The sequence below is a fragment of the Streptomyces sp. NPDC107581 genome, assembly GCF_055657175.1.
Map to the genome: position 1 here is coordinate 167825 of NZ_JBVKBH010000012.1, position 24729 is coordinate 192553.

The following is a 24729-nucleotide window of genomic DNA, read 5'->3' on the forward strand; positions in this document are numbered from 1 at the left end:
ATCAAGTCTCCGGCTGGGCCGGTGCCGGACCGAGAGGCCTGCCGGAGTGCCCGCACGACGCCGTGGCATCCTTCCTCCGGACCGTCCCCGAGCAGACCGGCGGTGAAGCCCTGTGAACGACCGCGCCCCGCATCCCGATCAGGATCCGAACGGCGACGGCATGGACCTGGACGCGGACCAGGAACAGGACCAGGACGAAGATCTGGGCCTTGACCTTGACCTTGATCTGGACCTGGGCCTTGATCTGGACCGGGCCCTGGCCGTCGCTACCGATCTGGCCGCCTGGGCGTCGGAGGCGATCCGTCGCCCGCGTGCCGGCGGGGTGCGGGAGAAGGCGGGCCCGGCGGACATCGTCACGCAGACGGACGAGTCGATCGAGAAGCACGTCCGCTCGGTCCTGCGGGCGGCCTTCCCGTCCCACGGCATCGAGGGCGAGGAGTACGGCACCCACGCGCCCGCGACCCCCAACGCCCCGTACTGGGTCGTGGACCCGGTCGACGGCACCACGAACTACGCCCACGGCATTGGCTGGTGCTCCTTCTCCCTGGGCCTCGCGGCCCCCGACGGCACCCCCTTGCTCGGCCTGGTGGCCGACCCCTGGCGGGGCGAGACCTTCACGGCGATCCGAGGGCGAGGCGCCCGCCTGAACGGCAGCCCCGTCCGGGCGGCCGCCCATACCACCCTCACGGGCCATGTCTTCCTCACGGAGTGGGCGGCTCACGCCCACTGGCCAGGCCTGGACCCGCTGTTGGCCGCGCTGTCGCACCGCCACTGCACGGCAAGGGTGTTGGGTTCCACGGCACTTTCCCTGGCCCAGGTGGCGGCAGGCCGGGCCACCGTCGCGGCCATCGGTGAATTCCACGCGGTGGACGGTCTCCCGGCCTACCTGATCGCGACGGAGGCGGGGGCGGTGGCACTGCCGCGGGTTCCGGCGTACGACGAGCCGTTGCTGCTGTCGGCGCCAGGGGTGGCGGAGGAGATGGCGGAGCTGTGGCACGCGATCCGAAGCGGAGAAGCCTAGGCCCTGGCCCTGGCCCTGGCCATCGGCCATCGGCCGCCTGCCAGTGTCACCGTCACGCCATCGTGCTCGTCCTCGTCCTCGTCCTCGCCATCGCCATCGCCATCGTCATCGTCCTCGGACATTGGCCGAGATGTTCACACTTCTACCTGAAGGGATGGTTTCCCCGGGCTGTTCCTGGAGCGGCGTTTTTCTGCCGAATGCCGGGAGATCTATCGAGCGACTGCCCTCCAAACGAAGGAGAACACCATGCGTGGACGTACCACTCTGGCCGCCGCCGCTCTCGCAGCCACCGCGGTACTCGGATGTGCAGGCGCCGCAGCGGCCGATGCCGGGGCCGAAGGTGTTGCCGCGTACTCGCCCGGAGTTCTGAGCGGCAACGTGATCCAGGTGCCCGTGCACGTACCGGTCAACGTGTGTGGCAACAGCGTCAATGTCATCGGGCTTCTCAACCCCGCGTTCGGCAACACCTGTGTGAACGACTAGCGCCTGTCCGGGGGTTGAGCGACCGCTGTGCGTTCGGGCTGCCGGCGGTGTCCGGCGGGGAGGGACCGTGACCGTCCCTCTCCGTCGGACGGGGGAGGCGGACAGGACCTGTGCACGACGCATCGGACGAAGCCGCCGACGAGGGTGGGGTTCCCAGCAGGAAGAGAAGGGGAGCCCGCAATGGACCGGTTGGATCGGTTGGATCGGTTGAACTGGTTGAACTGGTTGGACCGGTTGCATCGAGTGGATCGGTTGGACCGGGGCGGGCGGCTTGCGGCGTACGGGGCGGCTCTGGTGATCACGCCCTACGCGTTGATCAAGGTCGTCTGGGTGGTGGGTGCGCTGGCGGGGCTGCTGCCGATCGGTGGCGGGTTCGGTCTGGCCGGGTGGGTGGTGCTCAACACCACGACCATCGGCATGGCAGTCATCGGGGTCGCCATGGCGCTCGCCCTCGTACGGCCGTGGGGCATGCGGATACCGGGGCCCTTGGTGCTGTTCATCGCCTGGGTGGGCACGGGGTTCCTTGGCGCTCGGCTGGCTGGGGACGGGCTCGCTCTTCGCCCGGAGCTGCTGGAGGCTTCTGATCGTGGCGTACGCGGCGGTGGCGCACCCGGCGCGTACGTCGCTGCCGGAAAACCTTGCTCTCGCGGCCGTGGTGCACACCGCCGCGGTGGCGGCGGGCGCGGTCATGCTGTCGGCGCTCGTCCCTCGGCGTCTCGGCCGGCCCCCGGTGTGTGCCGGGACCCCGTGCGGGGGTGGGTCTGGGCCCACTGATCCCGGTGGCTGGGTGCATGGTCCGCGTTCGCGTGGCTCCGTAGCTTCGAGGGTGTCGGGATCGGACACGGACGAGGGTGAAGGCACATGAGCGGTACGGGCATGGTGAACGAGCGGGTCGGGTCGTCGAACGGGCTGTTGCTGCAGAGCCTGGGGCTGAATGTTGTCGCGCCGCTGGCCGTGTTCTACGGGCTGCGGGCGGCGGGGGTGGGTCTGTGGTGGGCGGTGCTGGCGAGTGCTGTGCCGCCGTTGGTGGAGGGGTTGCTGACGGTGGTGCGGGAGCGGCGGGTGGGGATGCTGGGTGTTCTGGTGCTGAGCATGGTGGTTTTGGGTGCGGCGCTGTCGGCGCTGACGGGCAGTGCGCGGTTCATGTTCGCCAAGGACGGCTGGATGACGGGGGTCGTCGGGGTGATCTTCCTGGTGACGCTGCGTGGTCAGCCGGTCATCTACCGGATCCTGTCGTCGGTGGTGCGGGGGGACAAGCGGGCGCAGGTGGAGCGCAACTGGGAGGCGTCGCCGACCTTCCGTCATGTGATGCGGCTGCTGACGCTGGTCTGGGGGGTGGGTCTGCTGCTGGACTCGGGGGTGCGGGTGGTGCTCGCGTACACGTTGCCCATCGATTCGGTGATGCTGGTGACCACGCTTCAGTACGTGGTGCTGTTCGTGTCCCTGGAGATCTTCAGCCGGCGTTACGGGCGGAAGCCGAGCCGGATCGCCGCCATCCACAGCGAGACCGCGGCGGCCGCCTGACAGGGGACATCGCCGTTCCTCCTCGCCCTGGTGCGGGTGGCGTGCCCGGACGGCGAGGCCACGCGGGCGCCCGGCCGCCTGGGCTGCGAGGCCACGCGGGCGCCCGGCCGCCTGGGCCGCGGCCGCTCCCGGCACGGGTCGCCCGGCGCGGGCCGTTCCGTATGAGGCGCTCCGTATGAGCCGCTCCCTATGAGCCGCTCCCTATGAGCCGCTCCCTATGAGCCGCTCCCTATGAGTCGCTCCGCATGCACGGCTCCGCGATGGACAGCACGGTATTGAACGTGTTCAAATCTGCGGGTGCCGGTCGCCGTGAACGGCACACCCGTAGCAGTCCCGAAGGAGAACCATGGGGTGCCTGACGGCCGCAGCGCGCGCGATGGGCGCGGTGGTCCTGACGTGGCTGGCGCTCATCGTGCTGGTGCTCCTGCCCGGGCTCCTGCCGTCCCGTTGGCAGTACTACGTCTACTCGCCCGCGAGTGTCGGACTGTGGATGCTCTGCATGGTGGTGTCACCCTTCGTGGTCTGCACCGCCCTGTGGAGATGGATCACCGGTAAGCGAGCGGGCGGCGCAGCCGCGGCGACACCCCGGCAGGCCGCCCGCCCCGCGGTGCCGGGGACGGGCCGGTCGTCGGCCGGCTCCAGGAACCAGACCCGGTGAACGGCACGATGAGCGGCAGGAAGCGGCCCGGGGACAGGGGCCCGGGTGGGCAGACACGGGGCCCGGGTGGGCAGACATGGAGTACTCGGCCCGTGCCTGCGTCGCGATTCCCCGGCGGTCTGCGTATCCCGATCCTCGTGGTGCTCGGAGCGGCCGGGCTGCTCGCGGTCCCGGCCGTGCTCTTCGGCGGCCTGATCCTGCTCATGTCCCTGGGACGCACTCTGAATTCGTCCCCGGTTCCGGGAGGCAGCGACCTCGTGCTGCGGAAGGAGGCGGTCGTGGGCACCTGGCGCGACGACCGGGGCGGACGGCTGGTGGTCGGCGCCGACGGCAGGTTCACCTTGGAGGGGGCGTGCGGCGACTTTGCCGACAGCGACCTGAACGGCGTCTCCGCCCCTAGGTCCGCTTCCGGTACGTGGCACCGCTCGACCTCGCCCGGCGAAAACGGGAACGCCCCCGTGACGACGGTCCAACTCACCGTCGTACCGAGCGCTGTGTGGACCGAGTACGAAGCCCGGGGAACCGCCGAGCATCCCGTTCTGTGGCAGTACATCGGCGATCCGGACGAGGGTGACCTGTGCGTGCTCAGGAAACAGCCCTGAGCGTCGGCGACCGCGGATTCGCAGCGGGCCGCCGTGGGCCGCAGTGGGCTGCAGTGGGCCAACGCCGACGGCGGCCGTGGGGCCCGTTGCCGGTGGTGGTCGTGGGCCCGCCGCGACGGCGGACGACCGGCACCGCTGGGGGTGCGTTGCCCGGGGCGATGTCCTGCTTGCGCGCGAACGGGGCGGCGTAGCCGACGCGGTGTCGGTCTACGCCGCCCTTGGGTGGGACGGGTTGCGGGAGGTGGCCCGCGCTGCCATGGCGCTTACTTCGGGTCGTTGTCGAACTTCGAGGTCGACCAGCGGTAGCCGAGTGCGGTGAGGCCGAGGCACCAGGCGATGGCGATCCACCAGTTGTTGCCGATCTCGCTGCCGAGGAGGAGTCCGCGCAGGGTTTCGATGGCGGGGGTGAAGGGCTGGTACTCGGCGATGGGCTGGAACCAGCCGGGCATGGAGTGGAGGGGGACGAAGGCGCTGGAGATGAGGGGGAGCAGGATCAGGGGCATCGCGTTGTTGCTGGCCGCCTCGGCGTTGGGGCTGCTCAGGCCCATGCCGACGGCGATCCAGGTGAATGCCAGGGCGACCAGCGCGAGCAGCCCGAATGCCGCGATCCCATCCAGGACGCCGGCATCGGTGGAGCGGAAGCCGATGGCCGCGGCGACGGCGCCGACGAGGACCACGCTGATGAGCGCCTGCAGGACGCTGCCGGCGACGTGTCCGAAGAGCACGGAGCCGCGGTGGATGGCCATGGTGCGGAAGCGGGCGATGATGCCTTCGTTCATGTCGTTGGAGACCGACACGGCGGTGCCGACGACGGTGGAGCCGATGGTCATCAGCAGGATGCCGGGGACGATGTAGGCGATGTACGCGGAGCGGCCGGCGCCGCCGCCGATGCCCGCGCTCATCGCGTCGCCGAAGATGTAGACGAAGAGCAGCAGCAGCATGATCGGCGTGAGCAGCAGGTTCAGGGTGAGGGACGGATAGCGCCGGGCGTGCAGCAGGTTGCGGCGCAGCATGGTGGAGGAGTCGCGCAGGGCGAGGGAGAGCGAGCTCATCGGACAGCCTCCTTGGGCTGGTCGGGGATGCCGGTGCCGCCGGTCAGGGCGAAGAAGACGTCGTCGAGGTCGGGGGTGTGCACGGTCAGCTCGTCGGCCTCGATGCCGGCCGCGTCGAGCCGGTCGAGGATGGAGCGCAGGTCGCGCTGGCTGCCGTCGCTGGGGATCTGCAGGGCGAGGGAATCGTCGTCGAGGGTGACTTCGTGGAGCGCGACTGTGGCGCTCCGGTACGCGGCCGGGTCGGAGAACCGCAGTCGTACGTGCCCGCCGGGGATCAGCCGTTTCAGCTCCTCGGCGGTGCCCTGGGCGGCGATCCTGCCGTCGTGCAACACCGCGATGCGGTCGGCGAGTTCGTCGGCCTCCTCCAGGTACTGGGTGGTGAGGAAGACGGTGACGCCGTCGGCGACGAGCTCGCGGATGATCTGCCACATGGTGTGGCGGGAGCGCGGGTCGAGGCCGGTGGTCGGTTCGTCGAGGAAGATGATCCGCGGGCTGCCGACCAGGGTCATGGCGATGTCCAGACGGCGCTTCATACCGCCGGAGTAGGTGGAGGCGGGATTCTTCGCGGCCTCGGTGAGGTCGAAGCGCTCCAGCAACTCGGCGGTGACCCGGCGCCCTTCGCGCTTCGACAGGTGGTGCAGGTCCGCCATGAGCAGCATGTTCTCCTCGCCGGTGATCAGGCCGTCCACGGCGGAGAACTGCCCGGTGACGCCGATCGCGGCGCGCACGGCCTGCGGGTCGCCGGCGAGGTCGTGGCCGCCGATGTGGATTTGGCCGCCGGCGGGGTCGGGGGAGATGAGCGTGGAGAGGATCTTGACGGCGGTGGTCTTGCCGGCGCCGTTCGGGCCGAGCAGGGAGAAGACCGTTCCTTCGGGGACGGCCAGGTCGATGCCGTCGAGGACGGTCTTGTCGCCGTAGGACTTGCGCAGCCCGTTCGCCGCGATGGCCAGGGTGGTCACGAGGGGTGCTCCTTGTCGACAGGCTGCGGGATCACAGGCTGCGGGCGGTGATGTCGCCGTAGGCGGTGGTCGCGTGGATGCTCAGGCCGGCGGCGCCTTCGGTGTTCTTGAGTGCGTTGTGGATCCGGCCGTGGGAGGCACCGGCGTTCAGGGAGGCGGAGACTCCGCGGGCGGCGCCGACCGAGATCTCGCCGTGCTCGGTGCGCAGTGCGACCGTGCCGCGCACGGCCTCGGTGATGCGCAGGTCGCCCTTCTGGGTGCTGATCTGCGCGGGGCCGCCCAGCCGGCCGACCGAGACGTCACCGGCGAGGACGGTGAGACGGGCACCTTCGGTCTCGTCGAGCTCGACCGAGGCCTGCGCGCTCTCGAAGGTGACGTCGCCGAGCCGTCCGGTGCCCCGGAGTTCGGCGGTGGCGGTCTTCGCCTCGACGCGGGAGCCGGCGGGCAGCCGGACGGTCACCTCGATGGACCCGGAAGCGCCGAGCATCCGGTGCTTCGCCTGCGGGGCCTCGATCCGCAGGACGCCGTCGGCGTAGGTGACCTCGGTCTGCTCGGCCGCCTTCACGTCGCGGCCCTTCGAGGCGTCTGCGGGCAGGACCTCGACGGTGGTGTCGGCCCGGTCGGCGGCGATGAACCGGATCTGTCCCGCGGGGATGTCGAGGACGGCCGAGACCGGGGCGGGGGTGTCGAACTTCTGCATCGCGCTCTCGTTCTTCAGCATCGTGCGCTCCTTCGGTCCGTTGTTTCTGACATTGGAAACGCTACGTTGCGTTCAGCGTCCTGGCAACGAACTTATTGCGTGCAATATCCATACCTCCAGCTCAGCGCTATAAATTCGTTGCAACGGTCTTGGAGGTAATGCAACATCCAACACTCTGATCGTTGCAATGAATTAAGGGTGAACGCTATGCTGGAGGCATCACGGACCATGGGGGAGGCCGCGATGCCGGGAGGCAGGCTCACCCAGCAGGAACGCCGGCAGGCCGCGCCCCGGGGGCCGGAGGCGCTTCTCCGCAGGTTTACGGACACGATGGGGTCGATGACAGCCGGCGCCCGGTCCACTGCCCAGCTCGTCGGGATCGCACGGCAGGGCGTCGGCGTTCTCGGGCCCGGGCACCCCGGCCGCCGCCCGTCTCGAGAACTCGCCCGTTTCATCGGTTTCGTCTCCGAGAACACCGCCCGCGCCGCGGAACAGGCCCGCGAAGTCCTCCATGCGAAACCCGGGACGGCTCCGGGGGCGCCGAGAGGGCTTCGGGCGGCACCGAAACGGCTGCATGCGGCGCAGGGACGGCCACGGGGGCGCATCGAGACGGCCGTGGGCGGCGCCGGGACGGCTGCGGGCGGCGCTGCCGCGTCCGGTTCAGATCGCTGACGGGCAGCCGTCTTGAGGACACAGCCATGGGGTGAAGCCGGCTGTGCTCAGAGGGAGTAGGTCTCGCCTAGGCCGCGTCGCGCCACACCTTCACGTCCAACGTGGCGTACGTCGTCCCGGACGAGCCCCGGTACGTCACCAGCCCCACGTGCCCCGTCCCGCTGACGACGCACATCTGCTGGCCGACGGTGAGGTCCTTGATCCAGATGTAACTCTTGTAGCCGGTCGCCGCCTTGCACACGTCCAGACCCCCCTGCCGGCCCACGGGCAGCAGGGCGAGGGAACTGCCGGAGTCGGTGCCCGGGGCGAGGAGCGCGCCCGAGGAGTAGACGGCGTAGGTCAGATCCTCGTCGGAGGTACCGGTGTCGGCCTTGGACCGTACCGGCGTGTCCGCCAGGTACAGGTCGTGGCTCTTGGTCATCCGGATCCCGGCGTACGTCAACGGGGCAGGGACCTTCGGAGCCGCGGGCTTGCTCGCCGCGGTGGCCGCCGGGGCCGAGGGCGCGGTCCGCGTGGGGGTCGGGGGACCCGAAGGGCTGGGCGGCACGGCGGACTTGGTGGCCTTCGCCTTCTTCGAGGTCCGGGCGGCCGGAGAGCCGGAGACGGATGTCGACGCCGACGGCCCGGCGGACGTGGCCGACTGCGACGCGGCCACGTCCTGGGTCCGCTTGTCGTCCTTGTCGCCGTTCCCCGGTACGAACAGCAGGGCGGCGGCCGCCCCGCAGGCGACGAGTACGACGGCGGCCGCGGACAGCAGCCAGAGCCGCCCCTTGCGGCCCTTGCCGCCCGCAGCCACCGGGGCGGTCCGGGCGACGGCCGGATCGTACGGCTGCGACCCGCCGACCGGAGCGTACGCACCCGGTACGGCCCCCGGCCCCATGACGAATGGCCCGGGCAGCGAGGCATGGGGCGGCGAGGCATGGGATGGCGAGGTGGGGGAGTAGGCCGTCGGCGGCCCGAATCCACCGGGAGCGGCGGCCGGGAAGGCGCCGGGAAAGCCAGGAGCGCCGGTGGCGCCGGAAGCCGCGGCACCGCCCGGAGCTCCGGGAACTCCGGGAACTCCGGTCGTGCCGGGAACACCGGGTGCGCCGGGGGTGTTCGGTGGTCCGAAGACGCCGGCCGGGCCTGAGGGGTGGGGGGCTGGAGCCGAGCCCAGAGCCGTCGCCGCCCCTGTCCCCGCCCGGGCCTGATCGGCGCTTGCGGCCCGAGCCTCGATTCCCGCGGCCAGCTCGCCCGGCAGCCATGCCCCGGACCTGAACCGCGCCTCGTCACCGCGGTACGCCTGGATCGCCTGGACGGAGCGGATGACCTCTTCGACGGTGGGCCGCTCGGCGGCGGGCTTGCGCAGACACCGTGCCACGAGCTCCTGGATCTCGGCCGGTACGCGGCTGAGATCGGGCTCCGCGTGCACGACCCGGTACAGCACCGCGTGCGGATCCCCGTCCCCGAACGCGGCGCCGCCCGTCGCCGCGAACACGGCGGTCTGCCCCAGCGCGAACACGTCGGCAGCGGGGGCGGCCTCGGCGCCGAGCACCTGCTCCGGCGCCATGTAGGCCACGGTGCCCAGGGCCGTACCGCTCTGGGTCAGGGACGTGGCGTCCGCCGCGCGCGCCACACCGAAGTCGATCACGCGCGGACCGTCGGCTGCGAGCAGCACGTTCGACGGCTTGAGGTCCCGGTGCACGATGCCTTCGCGATGCACCGCCTGCAGTGCCTCCGCGACACCGGCGATCAGCCGCAGCACGGTGTCGACGGGCAGCGGTCCGTGATCGCGTACCGCGTCGGAGAGGGAAGGCCCTGGTACGTAGGCGGTCGCGCACCACGGTATGGACCCCTCGGTGTCGCTGTCCACGACCGGAGCCGTGTAGATCCCGTGGACCCGGCTCGCCGCGGCCACCTCGGCCCGGAAGCGCATGCGGAACTCGGCGTTCTCGGCCAGTTCGGGCCGGATCACCTTGACCGCGACGGCCCGCCCGCCCGGGGTGTGCGAGAGGTAGACCCGGCCCATGCCGCCGGACCCGAGCCGGGCCACCAGCCGGTAGCCGCCCACGGTCCGCGGATCGCCCTCCGTCAGCGGCTCGAAACTCCCCGCATCGGGCCCATCGTTACTCAACACGCCCCACTCCACCCCGAGATCTGCTTCGTCGCGCCCCATTGCATCATGGGCCCCACGCGACCCGTCCCGGCACGGCAACGGACGTTCCGGCGCCGCCGGGAAGAGCGGCAGCGGCACTGCCGGGCCGACAGGCAGGTGGCCCGGCACGCAGCCCCGGGTCGGCAGGCAGGTGGTCCGGCACGCAGCCGGGTCGGCATGCTGGTGAGCCGGCATGCAGCCGGGCCGGCTGGTGAGCCGGCACGCAGCTGGGCCGGCAGGTGGTCCGGCACGCAGCCGGGTCGGCATGCTGGTGAGCCAGCATGCAGCCGGGCCGGCTGGTGAGCCGGCACGCAGCTGGGCCGGCAGGTGAGCCGGCACGCAGCCGGGTCGGCAGGTGAGCCGGCACGCAGCTGGGTCGGGACGCAGGTGAGCCCGCACGCAGCACCCCGCCGCGTGCGGATGGTGTGAGTACGGGCCCGGGGCCCGCCGGCTCAGTCCGCGCGCAGGAATCCGTCCCCATGAGCGGCGATGTGGGCTTCCAGGGCGGAGAGGGCATCCAGGGTGGCCTGGGCCGACCCACTGCCGCGCTGCTCGGCGTAGTACGCCGCACCGAGCTGCTTCAGCAGATCATTGCCGGCGCGCTGCTGCTGGAGCTCGTCCACCTTCTGCTTGCCCTGGTGCAGAGCACTCTGAGCCTGCTCCTTGGCCCGGTCGAGAAAACCCGCCATGACTGCCTCCGATCGTGTCCCGGCATCACTTCCCACTTCCGGGCCACGCATGCTGACGCGCAGGTGTCGATGAACCGATCGGACGATCCGACGGACACGGCGCGGGAGCCGCCTCCAGCTCGCCGGCTTTCCGCCAAGAGCCAGGGTTTTGCTGCTCGCGCTCCCGCTGGGCTGAAGTCTCCTTCCCGGCCCCTCGCTGGAGTGATTTGCCCCAATTCATCACAAAGCCTCCGGCGCGTGCGCATCCAAAGCCGGTCAGTGGACGCGTTGTCTGCGAGAAAGGGCCGTGCTCATGGGGAAGTTGAGCGAAGATGATCTATCGGTTCAGAGGCGAGACATGAGGTGACACAGGTGACTACCCCCTACAAGATGGAGTTCGACCCGGCTACGATCAAGCACCTCGGTGTGCAGATGTACTCGACCCTGCCGCCAGTCATATCTGAACTCATCGCAAATGCCTGGGACGCGGGTGCCAGTAGAGTTGAGATAGAAATTCCCGAGGCGCGGGTCACGGATGCATCCGTCATTGTCGCTCATGACGACGGCGACGGCATGGGTGACGAGGAAATTCGCCGGCACTACCTTCTTGTGGGTCGAGACCGTCGGAAGGTGGAGGGAACGGGCGAGCGTAATACTGCACCATTCCGCAGATACATGGGGCGCAAAGGGCTCGGTAAATTCTCAGGGTTCGGGATCGCCCGAGAGATCGAGGTCGAAAGCACTAAGGGCGGAATGTCCTGCCGTTTTGTGATGGACTACGACGAGCTTGAGGCCGCAGCGAACAGGAGAGTGGCGCAGTTCGACCCTCTAATCCCCACGGGCGAGGTTGCGCAAGGCACTCGAATCACGCTGCGAAGAATCGAGAAATTTCGAAAGCGTGCTGTATCGATCGCTTCGCTCAGACGGCACATCGCTCGGCGGTTCGCTGTCATTGATGACAACTTTCAAGTCGTCATCAATGGAGAGCCGATCACTTACGAAGAGCGAGACCTAAAATCCCTGCTCGCACGTGACGTGAACGGCGATCCTTACCTGTGGGACTTCGACGAAGAAATTTCACCGGGAACCGGGTGGAGGGTCACTGGCTGGATAGGGGCACTCCCGCACTCGAGTAGCGTTGACGACGGTATCCAACGGGGAATTTCCATAATGGCCCGGGGGAAGCTCGTTCAAGAACCGTTCTGGTTCGAGGCGAACACCGGTCAGCAGTACGCCCTTGCCTATTTGATAGGTGAGCTGACCGCCGATTTCGTCGATGAAGAGGAAGACACGGTCGGCACGGCGCGCAACTCACTTGTTTGGGACACGGAGAGCAACACTGCACTCCTCGAATGGGGGCGGAAGCAGGTCAACAAGGTCTCCCGTCAATGGTCAGAGAAGCGACGCTATGACAATCTGCGTCAACTCGAAGGCACCCCTGTCTATCAGGATTTCATAAAGGCAACCTCCGGTTCCGAACACAAGCGAGCTCGTCGGGTAGTGGACAAACTTGTCCGCACTGCCGTGGGTAACAATTTGGTCGGGCAGGACGAGGAGGCCCGCAAGATCGTCAAGTCATGCATCGATTTTTTGGAATTCGATGCGTTCTGGGAAATAGCCGAGGAGGTCAGCGAGGCGGAGCTCAAGGATCCTGCACAACTGATATCTCTGTTTCGAGAGTGGGAGATCGTGGAAGCGAAGGAGATGGCCCGGGTTACTAAAGGAAGAATAGCCACGATCGAGAAGTTGGAGGCGATGATCACTAACAACGCACTTGAGGTCCCCGACCTTCATAATTTCTTCAAGGAATTTCCCTGGGCTCTTGATCCCCGTTGGCACCTCGTCGCCGACGAGGTGCGTTACAGTCAACTGCTCCGCGATCATTTTCCGGATTCTGAACTTCCGGAAAAGGATAGACGTATAGATTTCCTGTGCGTTGCAGAAGGGCAAACGTTGGTTGTTGTCGAAATAAAGCGACCGCATTCAGTGGCTACACCCAAAGAGCTTGGGCAGATTCGCGACTATATAATATTTTTGAGGAAGATCCTTCAGGGGTCCACCGATGAGGCATATAGACCCAACCATGTCATTGGGTACCTTTTCTGCGGATCAATAAGCAAGGATCCTGCAGTCGCCATCGAGATGGATATGTTGAAGGCGGCGCAAATATATGTGCGACAGTACTCGGATCTCCTTGGTATGGTCAAGAAGAGCCATGGTGAATTCCTTGAGCGTTATGAATCGCTCAAGCAGGTTCCGCGCAGCTGATTGCGTGTCGGTCGGATCCTGGACTCCGACCTTTCTGCCCTCCTGTCACTTCTATGGTCCGGGTTCGTGCAACATTGGCACGAACCCGGACCATTGACATCAGACATCGATGGTCTCATCCACGAAGGTATGCGTGTATTGAGGCGGCAATTGCCTTTCCGAGTGGAATCGGCACCGCATTTCCGATTTGGGTTGCGATTTCAACCTTCGACCCGCACCAGCGGAAGCCCAGCGGAAAGCCTTGGATTCGGGCGGCCTCGTAGTGCGTAATCGGACGGGGCTCTTCCGGATGCAGGTAGCGACCCTTTTCCGGCTTGAAGAACTCGGTACGGATGGTGACTGAGGGCTCGCCGTAGCGAAGCCGCCCCATTACATCCCCCGTGCCGGTGTTGTGATTGTCCCAGCTCTTCGTCGAAAGATATTCGACAGGTGTCCGTACTCCTGGCGGGTTGGGGGTGTCGAACACGTGTACTTCGTTGAGCTCATCCAGTGTGTACCACTTGTCCCGGAGGTTTTTTCTATTTCCTCCCGGCGGGATGGCGCGATAACGCGCTCTGGAAAGTGCCTCCGGGTTGCGACCGAAATGCAGATCGCAGGTGGTGAAGATTCCTTGGAGTACGGAATTCACCTCGGGGATGAATTCCTTGCCGTCCGGAAGTTCGGTTCCCCTGATACTGTGCTTCGCAGACTCGGTGAAGATGTCGTCGACGGCCTTCCAGTACGACATTCCGGCATCCAAACCATCAAGCGGCTGAGCGGCGGCAGCGAGCGATCCTCTCGGTCGCCGAAGATGCGTTCTGATGGGATACGTCAACGCTCGGCCGTTGTCGATATCGTGGCGGACACCGATGACGATGGCTCGCCGGCGGGCTTGAGCCGCACCGTAGTCAGCGGCGTTGAGCAGATATCGTTTGCTCTTCTCTTCGTCGCTGTCGGAGGGTTCATATCCGGGGGGATCCACCAGCCGATACTCCGAAAGCTTTCCGCCCTCTTTCACTTCGTTGAGCAGGTTACGAAACTCATCCGATTTGAGGAAGCGGTCGACATTCTCGATGACAAATACCTTGGGGCGGATTTCGGCGACGATTCTTACGTACTCTTCCCAAAGGCGATTGCGCTCACTGCCCTTTTTGTTGCGATTCAACGCCGAGAAGCCTTGACACGGCGGACCACCGACGACGACGTCCGCGTGGAGAGCTTCCGGAGTTGGTCGCCAGTCTTCGATGTCGCCCACGTGCACTCGGGCAGCGGGAACCCGCTCGTCGAGCCGGAGAGTTCCGAAGTTCACTGCATACGTGGCTGCAGCGGCAACGTTGTGTTCGACGGCTGCGATGCTGTGGAAGACCGGCCCGCTGTCGTCCCTTCCCGCAGGACGAAACTCGTGAAACCCCTGGGTGAAGCCGCCGCAGCCACTGAACAGGTCGACGACTGTGATCGGATCGGGAGCAACGGGACGGGGCATGAGCATGGGGCGATCTTAGCCTCGGAGTGCGGCGGCGATGGCCAGACCCAGCACGGTTGCAAGGGGAGGAGGCATCGCGTGCCCCACTTGACGATACCTGGACGTCTTGCCACCGAAGAGCTTCCAGTCGGAAGGGAACGATTGAATCATCGCAGCTTGTTCAACTGTGAGCTTGGGCTCACTGTCAACCGGGAAGTCAAGTCCCGGAGGCTCGTCGCCGAGGCTGCTGCCGTTCACTCCGAGTGCCGCCCATGCCCTCTTGCTACCAGTAGGACCCAGGTCGGCGCCCCCTCGCCGGTCGGAGCCTCCGACAAGTGCAGGGGCGATGCGATCCGCCTTCCGTGTCCAGGGACCCGCTCCGGGCCAGCCGCGGGCGGACATGGATGGGCCAAGGACTTGGCCGACCGTAGGTGAAGGTGATCCTGTCGGCTCGGGCCAGGAAAACCGAGCGAAGTAGGGGTCCTGGAGGGCTACCAGAAAGCCGCTGTTCCTGTTCTGCGGGACCCTGAAGTCGGCTGCGTTGAGCACCTTCCAACTTGAGTGCAGGCCGGCCTGCCGCAGTTCCATCTCGATCCAAGCACGGTCTGTAGTGAATTCTGGACTCTCGACGAGGTCCGGAACGTTCTCAAGGAGTACGGCCTTCGGTTTGATCTCACATGCCAAAGAAATCGCTGCCCGCAGAACTCGGCGTTCTTCGGTGTCTTCTGCTCGACCGACTGTCGCCGGAGACTTCACGCGCGGCAATCCACCGCTGAGGAGTTCAACTCCCATGACGTCGGGGCGCATGCTCGGGTGGAATTGGGCGACATCCATGCACACTACGTCCCATCCCGGGCGGTTGAGATCAATGGTGAAGCAGGCATCGGCCTTGCTGTCTATGAGCACTATCGGGTCGAACCCGGCGCGTTCGAGCCCCAATGCCTGTGCACCTGCGCCGGCGCAGATCTCCAAGGACCTGAACCGTCCAGTGCCGACTTCAGCTGCCGGGGCGGGTCGAGAAAGCGATTGCTCATCCTGCATGGTGGCAACCGAAGGAAAGGTTTCCGGGGTACCGTTCGGTGCCTTGTCCTGTGTCCGCCCGGCAGGGGCGCGCATGGTCTTTGCAGAGCTGACTCGTTGGGCGTCGACCGACTCTTGTGCAACCGCGTGCAGTTCGTCGTCCAGTGCCCGCTCCTCGATTCCGTCGAACAGCACGAACGGGGCTAGTCGAAGCAGCCGCTTGAGGAAGTCGCGAAGGGTGTCGCGTTCGTTCAGGCCCGTGAGGTCCAGGTCTTTCCACACACGCAGGATGGCGCGGACAAGATGGGGGCTTCCGCCAAGCGCAGCACGTCGTGCATAGATCTGGTCGAACGCGGCCTCGCCGAGGATTTCGAGGGCAGCGTACGGCTCCGCTGCGTTGGGCGAGCGAACGAGCTGTGCACGCCACCAGAGCCGGCCGAAGACATGGCGGGTGAGGTCGGTGCCGAGAACGCGATCCGTGGGCGGCTGGGGATAGCGCCAGAAGGCGATGTCGGGAAGAAGGACCAACGCCAAGAAGGCCCAGACGTCGCGGGACGCGGCTTCGGCAGGCACCATACCCGTCTCAGTGTGCAGCAGAGCGGCCAGCTGCAGATCGAACTCGGCGTTGCGCGTCCGATCGGAGTCGTCCGGGTAACCTGCCTGCTTCGCCAGGTCGAGCACGCCCCCGCGAAGTTCATGGAGCTGACCGCTGGAGATGCGGTCACCGCCGGTGGCCACGTACACCGCGGAGTCGTGGGTGACAGCCACACGGTGGGCCAGGGCTGCTACGCCGAGCTGCTTGTACTCGTCGTACAACGGTCTCGCCTGCGCGGAGAGGAGCCGAGGATAGAGGAAGCTCATTACGACCCCTCGAAGATTCGTACGGCAGCTTGCAGGTCCGAGGCGAACAACGTCGGCCACTGTCGTTGGCGCAACCGCACGTCAGTGATCGACTGCCCGGAGAAGAGTCGGTCGAACAGGCTCAGCAGGGTGGCGCCCAGCGAACCGTTCGGGAAGTCGGCATCCTCGGAGAAGTCGTCCTGGGCGAGGGCATGTTCGATCATGGTCCGGGCAACGTCCGCGTAGACGGCGGAGAGCACGACTCGATCAACGGGGCGTGGCCGCCCTGCATTTTGAAATGCCGTGGCTGTGACCGGGTTCCGTTCGTTGACCAGGAGCAGCAGGGCACCCATGGAGGCATGGTCCATGCCTCCGCTGATCTGCAGATGCCATGCTGCGTCGTCCGGAAACGATGTCCGAGCGAAGTCGATCACGGCCATCGGGAACTGCGGGGCGTCACCCTGGAGGCGAACTTCCGCTCGGTCACTCCAGAGTACGGAACCTGCTCGCCGGGGTGACGAAGGACGGGCGTCGTTCCGTCGTTCGGCCAGTACGAGAGCGGTGTCCATGATCAGTAGACCACCGAGATCGGCGCCGTGGAGAAGCAGGTCGAACTGTGCAGTGACGGTGCCTGACCCTGTCAAACGCACCTGCTGTGCCGGGCCGCTCAGATTCGAGCCAGTGGCGGTCCACACGGTGGAGACCATGAGAGGGGCGTTCGTCGGGAGGCCGGACTGTCGCCGGGCTCGGTCCACATCGATTCGGATGTTCCTGCGCATGCGCAGATCCATCTGGTAGTCCCAGTCCGGCAGTGCTTCGGGCAGGGCCACCTCGCCGTCCTCGACGATGAGGTGCCACGGCTCGGCAGAGACGACATCCTCCGCCGGAACCCGGTAGGGCAGGACGCGCCGAGTCACGGGGTCTTCACCGCCTCGACCTTGATGCCGATCTCAGTCATGGTGTCCGGTGCCGGCCGCACGAGGGCGCGCCAGATGGATTCGCCCCCTTCGAGTACGTGCGGATCCGAGGTGAACAAGTGACCTGCGTAGTCTTCCCAGCCGATGAGCTCAGGCATGCTGGCACCGATGGGCGGATCGGTCTCGCGCCCACCAGCCCCGGGCAGGGTGATCGCAAGATCGATGTGCACACGCTGGGTCCCCGGTACTGGGAGTCGGAAATCCTGAATCAGCACCGAGTCGTTGTCGCGATCGTCGTAGTAGGGATCGCCGATGTACTGCACGCGCGGACGGCGGGCAACGGAGCCGACAGCACTGGGCTCCGAGCCGCCGGCGGACGGCTTGTTGCCGTGGGAGCCACGGGGGCCGAGTCCGGCAGCCGTCACCGAATCGGGTGCTTGAGGCGTCGATGCCGGACGACCTGCTGTCCGAAGGCCCGCTTCCTCCGCATACGGTCCGGTGCCACTAGTTGCAGTACTGCCCGGCTTCGAATGGGCCGTTGCTCCCCCCACGCCCCAGGCGCCGCCCACCAGCCCGGAAAACTTCGAACTGGCGGCGCCGAGCGCCACATTGCTTGCTCCGGGACGTGTTACGCCGCTCAGGGACAACAGACCCTCGAGAGCCTCACCGATACGCCGGAAAGTCGTCTGCACGAAGGTGCTTTCGGGTCTTTCGAGGGACTGCGGGTTCCAGGCGTCGTGCGTGGGCGGCTCAGCCTTGGCGTAGATGTCGTCCATGTCCTCGTCGGCCCTGAAGACCCCGGCATAGCCCTGATTTGCGCTGGGAGGCTTTGGCCCAGGGTGGTAGGTGACGACGAGTTCTGCGGGACGCATCAGGCAGACATGATGGATCAGGTCCTCGATGTCCAGCATGCGTGACGCCCGTGTGGGTTCGAGGGAGGGCATGATGCGCTTCACCAGCCCCAACCGTCCCAAATGACGTCTCGGCTTCAGGCACTCGAGGTTGCTGTGATCCGGACCTGCCATCTCTTCGTAGGCTGCGACGAACATGTTGAGTGGGCGGGTGTCCCGTGGATCGGGCACCGGATGCTGGAGACCGTTACATGTGACGGAGAAGCGCATGGCGGGCGGCCTGCCTGCGACGGAGATCATCTTGGGCCAGAGATGCCAGGCAATGGTGTCGCCCAGGTAGTCGGCTGCTTCAGATACCTCAAGGCCGTCCAGGTTGGGATCGATGACTGCAACAGTTGTCCCGGTCTCCTGAGGGCCAAAGGGTTTCAGGCCGAGCCGTTGGGCGAAGGTCTCGGCTTCCTGACCGACAAGTGGTTCCACGACCTGGCCGGAGGCGTCACCCCACCAGTGCCTGCCCGTGTAGCGCCGGTGCCCCTGGTCCTCGAAGGCCACGTAGCTTTTCCAAAGTGTGCAGCCGATGAGACGGGTCTCGTACGTTCCCGGTGCCGTGAGGCACCGGGAATGGACAAGTACCGTTCCGGGCTTGGACAATAGGTAGAAGATTCCTTTGCCGAAGCCGTAGGTGCCGCCTCCGAGCGCCGTGTCGCGAGGTTCACCGATGTTGCGGATGAAGGAGACGAAGTCGCGTTCCGGGCCCACGGCGTCGTCTGCACGGGTCGGCCCTCCGAGTCCGCGAGTGCCACGATCGGACACTGCCAGTACTCGAATCGAGCCACGCTTGAGGGTCTCTCGAAGTGGGAAATTGTTGCTGCTGGGAGCGCCTGCAAGCAGCAGTTCCCTCCAGGCGGCGGTGTGAGCGGGGCCGACGGTCCACATGTCTATGCGGTAGTCGACGGGAGCTTCGGCGTGGAGAAGTCGGGCATCCCAGCTGTTCTGGGCGGACTCACGTACCAGGATGGTGAGCAGGTCTAGTTCCGGGCGTCCCAGTTGGTTGCGGATGCCTTCGGCGGCACTCGCACCTTCCGGAGGGTACGGCTGGGAAACCCACTGGGGCTCGGTCACACGGACTCCCGGATCAGATGATCGAGTGCTTGAACGACCTCGTCGGCTGCCATCGGCATCGGTGCGTCCTTGGACAAGTCGATCGTGTACTCGACGTCCAGGACGGAGACCGGTACGCCTGCGTCAAGAAGTGTTCGTGTTGTGAGGCGAGGGAATTCGGGCGTCACCCGGTACCACCGCTCATCGCCGATCACAAAGCGTGCTTTCCGATATTTTTCGGCGTCTTCAGGGCGGTAGCCCACTGAAGCAAGCATTTTGGCGAGCGCGCTTTCGTCGTCGCACGAATGAAGTGTCTGCTCCAGCAACTCCATGAATCCGACTCCGGATTCACTTGCACTGGGTGTCTCCAGACGGAACCATGCCAGGCAGAGTGTTCCTCCCTGAGGGGCATCGAGCTGGCCGAGCCCATGGATCCTGCATCTTCCCGCTCCAGCAGCACTGCTTGTCTTGACTTCGACTGCTGCCTTACCGGCCACGAAGTCGTGGGGGTGCCCCTCGGGTCCTCGCCAGAGCCGATGGGCGCTGGAGTCGCGCTCAAGGAGTCGACTCAGGACCAACAATTCGCCGAACAAGCCTGCTATTTGTTCAGGGCCGAGTGGCGCACTTTGCGACTGGAAGAGAGCCTTCCAGCGGTCAAGGACTCGGTAGAGGGCCTTCACAGCGTTCTCGGGAAGCGCCGCTGTGGCGCTCAATATTTCCACGCACAGCTCAGTGAACAGGTCGTTGAGGTCTGTGCGCAGGCAGGCAAGGTCGGCGTACATCTGGTAGGTCTCGTCGTCTTCCAACGGACGCTTGTGCAGTCGAAGCACGGGCCCGTCAAGATTGGTTCGGACCTTGCGGTGTGTCGTCACCGGCACCAGAACGTGCCGATGGCCATCGTGGTCGACACCTGCAGCAAGCGAGCCCTGGGCTGTCATCACTGGAAGTTGTGACACCCGCAGGCGACGTTCGCCCGTGGTCTGCTCGGCCTCGAGTGCAGCCCAGTGGCCTTCGATCAGTTCCCGGAAGACCTCGCCGTTCACGTGTCTTCGCCTTCGACGAGCAGGCTGTAGTCCTCGTCCTCCAAGCGCAGTCCGGAAAGATTGGCGGAAATGTACTTCTTGACGGTGCTGTCCCCATGTCGGGGCTCGGGAAACACCAAACCGACGCCCAGGACGTGCTCTTCTGCGTTCAAGGGAGCACGGAGTTTCTTGGCCGGAGTCGGTGCGGAAGTCTTGTCAATGGGGTAGAGAACCAACAGCCCGGTGTCCGGGAGAAGCCGGCGACGATGATCCATGATGCCCTGCTCGGTCAGTTTCGCCGTGTCGCCGTCCAAGTCCACAGCGGCATCGCGGCGGCTCATGAGGGTCTTGATGTCGGCGAAATACGGATCGGGATTGCTCACAGCAAGACGGGCACGGGTGTTGAGTCCAACGTCAACACCCTGTGCAAGGGTGAGCCGCTCCCCGGTGGGGTTGCCGACGATCGCCACGTTCCATCGGCGGAGGGAGTCGGCCGCCTTGACTCGCTTCTGGATGTAATCAATGATCAGGTCGGCGTCGTTCTCAGGCGATTTCTCGTGGAATTTGTATGTGCCCAGAAAGTCGGTCACCACGTCGTGGGGGACATCCCGGAAGATATATCGTCCCTCCGATGACCGGTCCTCGATCCGGACAGCATTCGCGAGAGAGGACGCCACCAGGTTGCGGGCTGCGGAGATGTTTCCGCGCAGCCAGTCTGCGTCGGTCCGGAAGTAATGTGTTTGGACCCGCTTGCCGCCGTACGACGATGCTGCGGTGACGGCATCACGCATCTTGGCCGCCGCGGTGACACGCAGCGCAGGGTGCGTGCGCAGGCGTACGGCAAAGGTGAGGGGAGTCTCCGCCTCGGTCAAGTATATGTCGATGTCTCGACGCATTTCTGTCTCGACAGTGGCGAGATGCCGGAACCACTCGGCCAGCTCGTCGGTCATCCAGATGCGCGGTAGGTCTGCGTAGCCGTTCCTGAATCCGAACCAGCGACCCATCTGCAACAGCGTGTCGTAGGCCGAGACGGCGCGGACGAAATAGCTGACCGACAAGCCTTCGAGCGTGAGCCCTCGGGAAAGCGTGTTGCCACCCACCGCGATTGCCACGACAGGGCCGTTCTCATAGTCGAGACGATCCTCGCTGCTGGAGTTGTCCATGATGACACGGCAGCTCCGCAGCACACCGGGCAGCTCGGGGGTCAGGTCGTCGAAGGCAACCTTCTTCTCGCCGAACTCCTTGGCAGGGACGCATGCTGTCTCGTCCTCCCACAGAGCGCGCAGGCGGGAAAGGAAGCTCATATCGGTGAGGGACTGAGCAGTGCGCTCCAACAGATGTTCCAACGGGCGTTTGAAGCTGTTGTGCACCGAAGTGTTGACGCTGGTGTGAATCAACATTGTGCTGTGTGGGTTGCCTCTACGGCGCACACGACGAGCCGCTGTGGCCAGCCAGAAATATTCGACGGCCCTGCGGAGCGTATCGGTGATGACGGGCTCGAAGCCCTCGACGTCGGCCCTGCTCTCCGGACGGACGCACGCCACGTCGTCGTCGGGGACCGAACGGATCATGTCGTATCCGTCGTCGACCTGTTCGGGGTCCTCCCCGTCGAGTGCGTAGCGGCCGAAAAGGACCTCCGTGCCGAAGTGTCCCTCGGGCTTCGGGAGATTCACAACGAAGTCGCGGGGATATAGGTCCTGAGCACTCGGATCGATGAGCAGGTTGGCGAACGGAGACGCCGTGTAGCCAACGTAGGCGGATCGCGGGAGGCTGCTCATAATGCTGAGGATCAGCGGATTGATGGACTTCGTCGCAACGGTCGCCTGGTCCGCTTCGTCATCAATGATCAACGCCGGGCAGTCCTGCAAGTAGTCCGCTGCTGTCTCCAGCCATCGGGCCAGCTTGCGCAGCACCGTCGCGTTCTTCTTGACCACGCACAGTACGTGTGTCTTGTTGCTCTTGCCGAAGTAGGAGGCCGGGTTCTCCTGAGGGGTGAAATCCTTGTCCAGGCCGGTCAATTGCGACCAAAGTGAGGGATTGGGTTCCACAAGCTGCTGGACCAGGCGCGCCTGGGTCTGACGGCGCAGGCCATTGTGGATTCCGGCCAGGACGATGAAGAGCTTGTACCCGCGGTCGGCTGCCTTGGCCATTACGGATGTGAAGTTGGTGGTCTTGCCGGACTGCACATGGCCCACGACCAGACCTCGCGTGGAGAACGACTTCTCCTTGGGGTGGTTCAGTAGTGACACCACACGCGTGGAGGAGTCGTCAAGGCTACGGATCGCAGGCTCGTCGGACCAACCGTCCTTGCGCAGCAGATCGACAATCGCAGGCCAGCACCTGTCTTTGTCCTGCGGCCCTGTGTACCACGTGTCGCGGTTTCCGAGGACAACCGCGTGTGGCTCTTCGAGCTCCTTGATGAGTATTGTCTGGCGTTCGTGGCGGTCCCGGATCTCCTGGACGATCTCCGGGTTGACGCCGAGCATCTCCAGCCGCTTGACGGCTTCGGACGGGGGGAAAGCGTCCAGAAGCGCCTTGAACGTCTCGTACATGCCGTCGAACTCGTCGGTCATCGGACCCGACCGCCCCCGCTCCCACTCGTCAAGTGTATGGACTGGTGCGCCATCGTTCCGCCGGATCGCTCCCCCAGTCGGCGCGGCCGGCAGATGACGCAGCGCTACCTTTACATGGTCTGCACATTATTCAGTCAGATGGCTGTTGCCCCAAGGACTGTGTCACGACTGATGCTTGTCCGTCAGACCTCTCCGCCCCTCGGTACGTGACCGTCCGGTCGCCACCGACGTGGCGATTCGACGCGCCACGGCCTCGGCGGATTCGTGCTCCCAGAAGCGCAGCACCGTCCAGCCGGTAGATGCCAGATGCTCTGTTGTCTCGAGGTCCCGTGCCATGTTCTTGTCGAGCTTGGCACGCCACCACTCTGCGTTTGCCTTCGGGCGCGTGGCGTGTTCGGGGCAGCCGTGCCAGAAGCAGCCGTCCAGGAAGACGGCAACCTTGGCTCGAGTGAAGACGATGTCGATCGTGCGCCGGGGCATCCCGGGCACCGGCATGTTCACGCGATAGCGCAGACCCGCCGCGTGAAGCAGTCGGCGGACCGCAACTTCGGGCGCCGTGTCGCGCGAACCCTGGCGGCTCATGCGGGCGGATACGGCGGCGGAGGAAGGTACGGCATGCGACACGGCAGCATTCTGCCGGCGCAACGGGCGCATGTGCCCCTTCACCCTGGGACAGAAGCAGAACCGGAATGGTCTCGGACCGGAGCCGTAGATCGATTGCGCCGGTCTTGACCAGGCGCCCGTCCCTTTTCGGTGGCTTGGTCACGTGACAGCGAAGTGGAATCGATTGCCCACTTCTCGGCACCGTCGTGCCTCCGCCGCGGAACTCCAGGGCGCTCCCACGTCGGCTGTGTCCCTGGCCCTTCGTCCCACCCCTGACCCGGGCCGCTCGAGCACCGGATGGAAGCGAGCGGGTGGCCCAAGGGAAGCCTGGCCCGAGGTGGGAAGCCTGATCGGCCGGAGGGGGACCGGAGCGACCGCGAGCCAGGGACGTCGGCAAGGTTTGCGGCGTGTCAGACGCGTGGCTGTGGAGCCGCGTGGAAGTACTTCTTTGTCCCTAGGCTCCGTGGCACACCCCGTAGGACTCGGCGGAGCCGCACCAGCACCCCGCCCCTTTCTGCGGCGGCCAAGCCGCAGCCCGCCCCCTGGCCGCCAGCGTGGTCGCATACTGCGGCAGGAGCGTCGTGTCACCCGGCGACGCCCCCTCCGACGCGGAGAACGCCTCGTACGACGGCACGGTCCCCGTCACGATCCCCAGGTTCGGCGTGCCGGAAGAGGACAGTTCGCGCAGCGCGGCCTCTATGGTCGACAGGTGCTCCTCGTGGGACGGGTACTCGGCGTGCAGGTCCGGATACGCGGCAACCAGCTCCGTCAGCTCGGCCGCCGGCCAGTGCAGCACCGCCACCGGGAACGGGCGGGACAGGGCCTCCCGGTAGGCGCCCAGTTCGGCTTGCAGACGGGAGATCTCCGCCTGCAGTTCCGCCGGGTTGTCCGAGCCCAGGGACCACACCCGCTTCGGGTCGTGGAGTTCGTCCAGGGCGACCGGGGAGGAGTGGAGGGTGTCCGCCAGGGTGTCCCACTCGTCATGGGCCAGGCCCAGCATGCGGCGGACGCGGTGACGGCCGTAGAGCAGGGGGTGGGTGGAGTACGGGGGCTCCGTCCCGTCCGTCAGGAGCAGGCTCGCCGCCTCCGTGAACGTCTCCTCCGCCGCCTGCAGCTCGTCGTGGGACTCCAGGGCCTCGGCCACGATCACCCAGGGGGCCGCGTCGCGGGGCGCGGCGGCCCGGACTCCGTCGATGATCGCCCTCGCCTCTGCCTCATGGCCGTACTCCCAGAGGTTCGAGGCCTTCAGGGCCCGTACCAGAGCAGGACTCTCCAGGCCGTCGGTCGAGGACAGCAGGCGGTCGTAGAGCGTCGTCGCGGCGGGGCGGTCGCCGGCCAGTTCCAGGTGGGCCGCGGCGCGCAGGAGCAGGGCCTCGGTGTCTTCGGGATACAGGCCGGCGGTCCGCTCCAGGCGTGCCGCTTCGGCGGTGTGGTCGACGTTCTCGGCAGGCGTGTCGGGGCGCATGAGTGACACCGTACTGCCGGGCGGTGACAAACGTGAGGCACCCCTGGGAGGGAGCGTGAGGCACCCGGGGAGGGAACGCGGGGCACAAAGGGCAGGGAAAGAGATGAGAAAGAGGAAGTGGGGAAGTGGGCTCCGGCCCCTGGGTGATGAGGGGA

At 66.1% G+C, this 24729-nt stretch carries 20 protein-coding genes and 1 pseudogene; 7 read left to right on the top strand and 14 right to left on the bottom strand.

The annotated features are described in order from the left end of the window. Window positions 1–112 precede the first annotated feature (112 nt). Window positions 113–1021 (top strand): inositol monophosphatase family protein, encoded by a 909-nt coding sequence (locus tag ACZ7P3_RS28620; protein ID WP_472085974.1) that lies wholly within the window; start codon window positions 113–115, stop codon window positions 1019–1021. 246 nt (window positions 1022–1267) lie between these two features. Then, complete coding sequence (locus ACZ7P3_RS28625; RefSeq protein ID WP_472085976.1) at window positions 1268–1504, top strand: chaplin; 237 nt, start codon at window positions 1268–1270, stop codon at window positions 1502–1504. Between the two features lie 305 nt (window positions 1505–1809). Here ACZ7P3_RS28625 and ACZ7P3_RS28630 read toward each other — a convergent pair whose 3' ends face one another. Beyond that, complete coding sequence (locus ACZ7P3_RS28630) at window positions 1810–2019, bottom strand: hypothetical protein (protein ID WP_472085977.1); 210 nt, start codon at window positions 2017–2019, stop codon at window positions 1810–1812. Window positions 2020–2365: 346 nt separating this feature from the next. Between ACZ7P3_RS28630 and ACZ7P3_RS28635 the strand changes: the two genes are divergently transcribed. From ACZ7P3_RS28635 to ACZ7P3_RS28645, 3 genes are all read left to right on the top strand, one after another. After that, window positions 2366–3028: a VC0807 family protein gene (locus ACZ7P3_RS28635; RefSeq protein WP_472085978.1), complete on the top strand. Its 663-nt coding sequence runs from the start codon at window positions 2366–2368 to the stop codon at window positions 3026–3028. A gap of 346 nt (window positions 3029–3374) precedes the next feature. Continuing rightward, a complete protein-coding gene (locus tag ACZ7P3_RS28640) occupies window positions 3375–3686 on the top strand; it encodes a hypothetical protein (protein WP_472085979.1) in 312 nt (103 codons plus the stop codon). A 92-nt stretch (window positions 3687–3778) separates the two neighbouring features. After that, window positions 3779–4288: a hypothetical protein gene (locus tag ACZ7P3_RS28645; RefSeq protein ID WP_472085981.1), complete on the top strand. Its 510-nt coding sequence runs from the start codon at window positions 3779–3781 to the stop codon at window positions 4286–4288. 263 nt (window positions 4289–4551) lie between these two features. Here ACZ7P3_RS28645 and ACZ7P3_RS28650 read toward each other — a convergent pair whose 3' ends face one another. The 3 genes from ACZ7P3_RS28650 to ACZ7P3_RS28660 are packed head-to-tail and all read right to left on the bottom strand — an operon-like array spanning window position 4552 to window position 6999. After that, window positions 4552–5340 (bottom strand): ABC transporter permease, encoded by a 789-nt coding sequence (locus ACZ7P3_RS28650; protein ID WP_472085983.1) that lies wholly within the window; start codon window positions 5338–5340, stop codon window positions 4552–4554. Further along, the gene (locus tag ACZ7P3_RS28655; protein WP_472085985.1) at window positions 5337–6299 is read right to left on the bottom strand and encodes an ATP-binding cassette domain-containing protein; all 963 of its coding nucleotides are present in this window, start codon (window positions 6297–6299) and stop codon (window positions 5337–5339) included. Before ACZ7P3_RS28655 ends, ACZ7P3_RS28650 begins: the two co-directional genes overlap by 4 nt. Window positions 6300–6330: 31 nt before the next feature. After that, complete coding sequence (locus tag ACZ7P3_RS28660) at window positions 6331–6999, bottom strand: DUF4097 family beta strand repeat-containing protein (RefSeq protein WP_472086176.1); 669 nt, start codon at window positions 6997–6999, stop codon at window positions 6331–6333. A gap of 336 nt (window positions 7000–7335) precedes the next feature. Between ACZ7P3_RS28660 and ACZ7P3_RS28665 the strand changes: the two are divergent. Then, window positions 7336–7671, top strand: a pseudogene (locus tag ACZ7P3_RS28665) (MarR family transcriptional regulator); the annotation flags it as partial. A gap of 67 nt (window positions 7672–7738) precedes the next feature. Here ACZ7P3_RS28665 and ACZ7P3_RS28670 read toward each other — a convergent pair. Both ACZ7P3_RS28670 and ACZ7P3_RS28675 read right to left on the bottom strand, forming a co-directional pair. Further along, a complete protein-coding gene (locus tag ACZ7P3_RS28670; RefSeq protein WP_472085986.1) occupies window positions 7739–9787 on the bottom strand; it encodes a serine/threonine-protein kinase in 2049 nt (682 codons plus the stop codon). A gap of 470 nt (window positions 9788–10257) precedes the next feature. Next, entirely contained in the window at window positions 10258–10494 is a 237-nt protein-coding gene (locus ACZ7P3_RS28675) for a hypothetical protein (RefSeq protein WP_472085987.1), read from the bottom strand. 351 nt (window positions 10495–10845) lie between these two features. Here ACZ7P3_RS28675 and ACZ7P3_RS28680 point away from each other — a divergent pair, with 351 nt between their 5' ends. Continuing rightward, window positions 10846–12741, top strand: coding sequence for an ATP-binding protein (locus tag ACZ7P3_RS28680; protein ID WP_472085989.1), 1896 nt, complete (start codon window positions 10846–10848; stop codon window positions 12739–12741). Window positions 12742–12856: 115 nt separating this feature from the next. Here ACZ7P3_RS28680 and ACZ7P3_RS28685 read toward each other — a convergent pair whose 3' ends face one another. From ACZ7P3_RS28685 to ACZ7P3_RS28720, 8 genes are all read right to left on the bottom strand, one after another. Then, entirely contained in the window at window positions 12857–14209 is a 1353-nt protein-coding gene (locus ACZ7P3_RS28685) for a DNA cytosine methyltransferase (RefSeq protein WP_472085991.1), read from the bottom strand. Between the two features lie 9 nt (window positions 14210–14218). Then, entirely contained in the window at window positions 14219–16063 is a 1845-nt protein-coding gene (locus ACZ7P3_RS28690) for a DUF6339 family protein (protein WP_472085993.1), read from the bottom strand. Next, window positions 16063–16959: a hypothetical protein gene (locus ACZ7P3_RS28695; RefSeq protein ID WP_472085994.1), complete on the bottom strand. Its 897-nt coding sequence runs from the start codon at window positions 16957–16959 to the stop codon at window positions 16063–16065. The genes ACZ7P3_RS28690 and ACZ7P3_RS28695 overlap by 1 nt, the downstream gene beginning before the upstream one ends. After that, on the bottom strand, window positions 16956–18932 hold the full coding sequence (locus ACZ7P3_RS28700) for a hypothetical protein (protein WP_472085995.1): 1977 nt from the start codon (window positions 18930–18932) through the stop codon (window positions 16956–16958). The genes ACZ7P3_RS28695 and ACZ7P3_RS28700 overlap by 4 nt, the downstream gene beginning before the upstream one ends. Beyond that, entirely contained in the window at window positions 18929–19954 is a 1026-nt protein-coding gene (locus ACZ7P3_RS28705) for a PD-(D/E)XK motif protein (protein ID WP_472085997.1), read from the bottom strand. The genes ACZ7P3_RS28700 and ACZ7P3_RS28705 overlap by 4 nt, the downstream gene beginning before the upstream one ends. Further along, entirely contained in the window at window positions 19951–22506 is a 2556-nt protein-coding gene (locus ACZ7P3_RS28710; RefSeq protein WP_472085998.1) for a Z1 domain-containing protein, read from the bottom strand. The genes ACZ7P3_RS28705 and ACZ7P3_RS28710 overlap by 4 nt, the downstream gene beginning before the upstream one ends. Before the next feature lie 162 nt (window positions 22507–22668). Then, window positions 22669–23088 carry a very short patch repair endonuclease gene (locus tag ACZ7P3_RS28715; protein WP_472086177.1) on the bottom strand — a complete coding sequence of 140 codons (420 nt, stop codon included), beginning with the start codon at window positions 23086–23088 and terminating at the stop codon, window positions 22669–22671. A gap of 475 nt (window positions 23089–23563) precedes the next feature. Further along, window positions 23564–24574 carry a hypothetical protein gene (locus tag ACZ7P3_RS28720; protein ID WP_472086000.1) on the bottom strand — a complete coding sequence of 337 codons (1011 nt, stop codon included), beginning with the start codon at window positions 24572–24574 and terminating at the stop codon, window positions 23564–23566. Between the last annotated feature and the right edge of the window lie 155 nt (window positions 24575–24729).

Bases quoted from the DNA above. Each gene is read 5' to 3' on its own strand.
- ACZ7P3_RS28625 (WP_472085976.1), top strand. From the start codon at position 1,268: ATGCGTGGACGTACCACTCTGGCCGCCGCCGCTCTCGCAGCCACCGCG.
- ACZ7P3_RS28635 (WP_472085978.1), top strand. From the start codon at position 2,366: ATGAGCGGTACGGGCATGGTGAACGAGCGGGTCGGGTCGTCGAACGGG.
- ACZ7P3_RS28640 (WP_472085979.1), top strand. From the start codon at position 3,375: ATGGGGTGCCTGACGGCCGCAGCGCGCGCGATGGGCGCGGTGGTCCTG.
- ACZ7P3_RS28650 (WP_472085983.1), bottom strand. From the start codon at position 5,340: ATGAGCTCGCTCTCCCTCGCCCTGCGCGACTCCTCCACCATGCTGCGC.
- ACZ7P3_RS28660 (WP_472086176.1), bottom strand. From the start codon at position 6,999: ATGCAGAAGTTCGACACCCCCGCCCCGGTCTCGGCCGTCCTCGACATC.
- ACZ7P3_RS28675 (WP_472085987.1), bottom strand. From the start codon at position 10,494: ATGGCGGGTTTTCTCGACCGGGCCAAGGAGCAGGCTCAGAGTGCTCTG.
- ACZ7P3_RS28685 (WP_472085991.1), bottom strand. From the start codon at position 14,209: ATGCTCATGCCCCGTCCCGTTGCTCCCGATCCGATCACAGTCGTCGAC.
- ACZ7P3_RS28690 (WP_472085993.1), bottom strand. From the start codon at position 16,063: ATGAGCTTCCTCTATCCTCGGCTCCTCTCCGCGCAGGCGAGACCGTTG.
- ACZ7P3_RS28710 (WP_472085998.1), bottom strand. From the start codon at position 22,506: ATGACCGACGAGTTCGACGGCATGTACGAGACGTTCAAGGCGCTTCTG.
- ACZ7P3_RS28715 (WP_472086177.1), bottom strand. From the start codon at position 23,088: ATGAGCCGCCAGGGTTCGCGCGACACGGCGCCCGAAGTTGCGGTCCGC.
- ACZ7P3_RS28720 (WP_472086000.1), bottom strand. From the start codon at position 24,574: ATGCGCCCCGACACGCCTGCCGAGAACGTCGACCACACCGCCGAAGCG.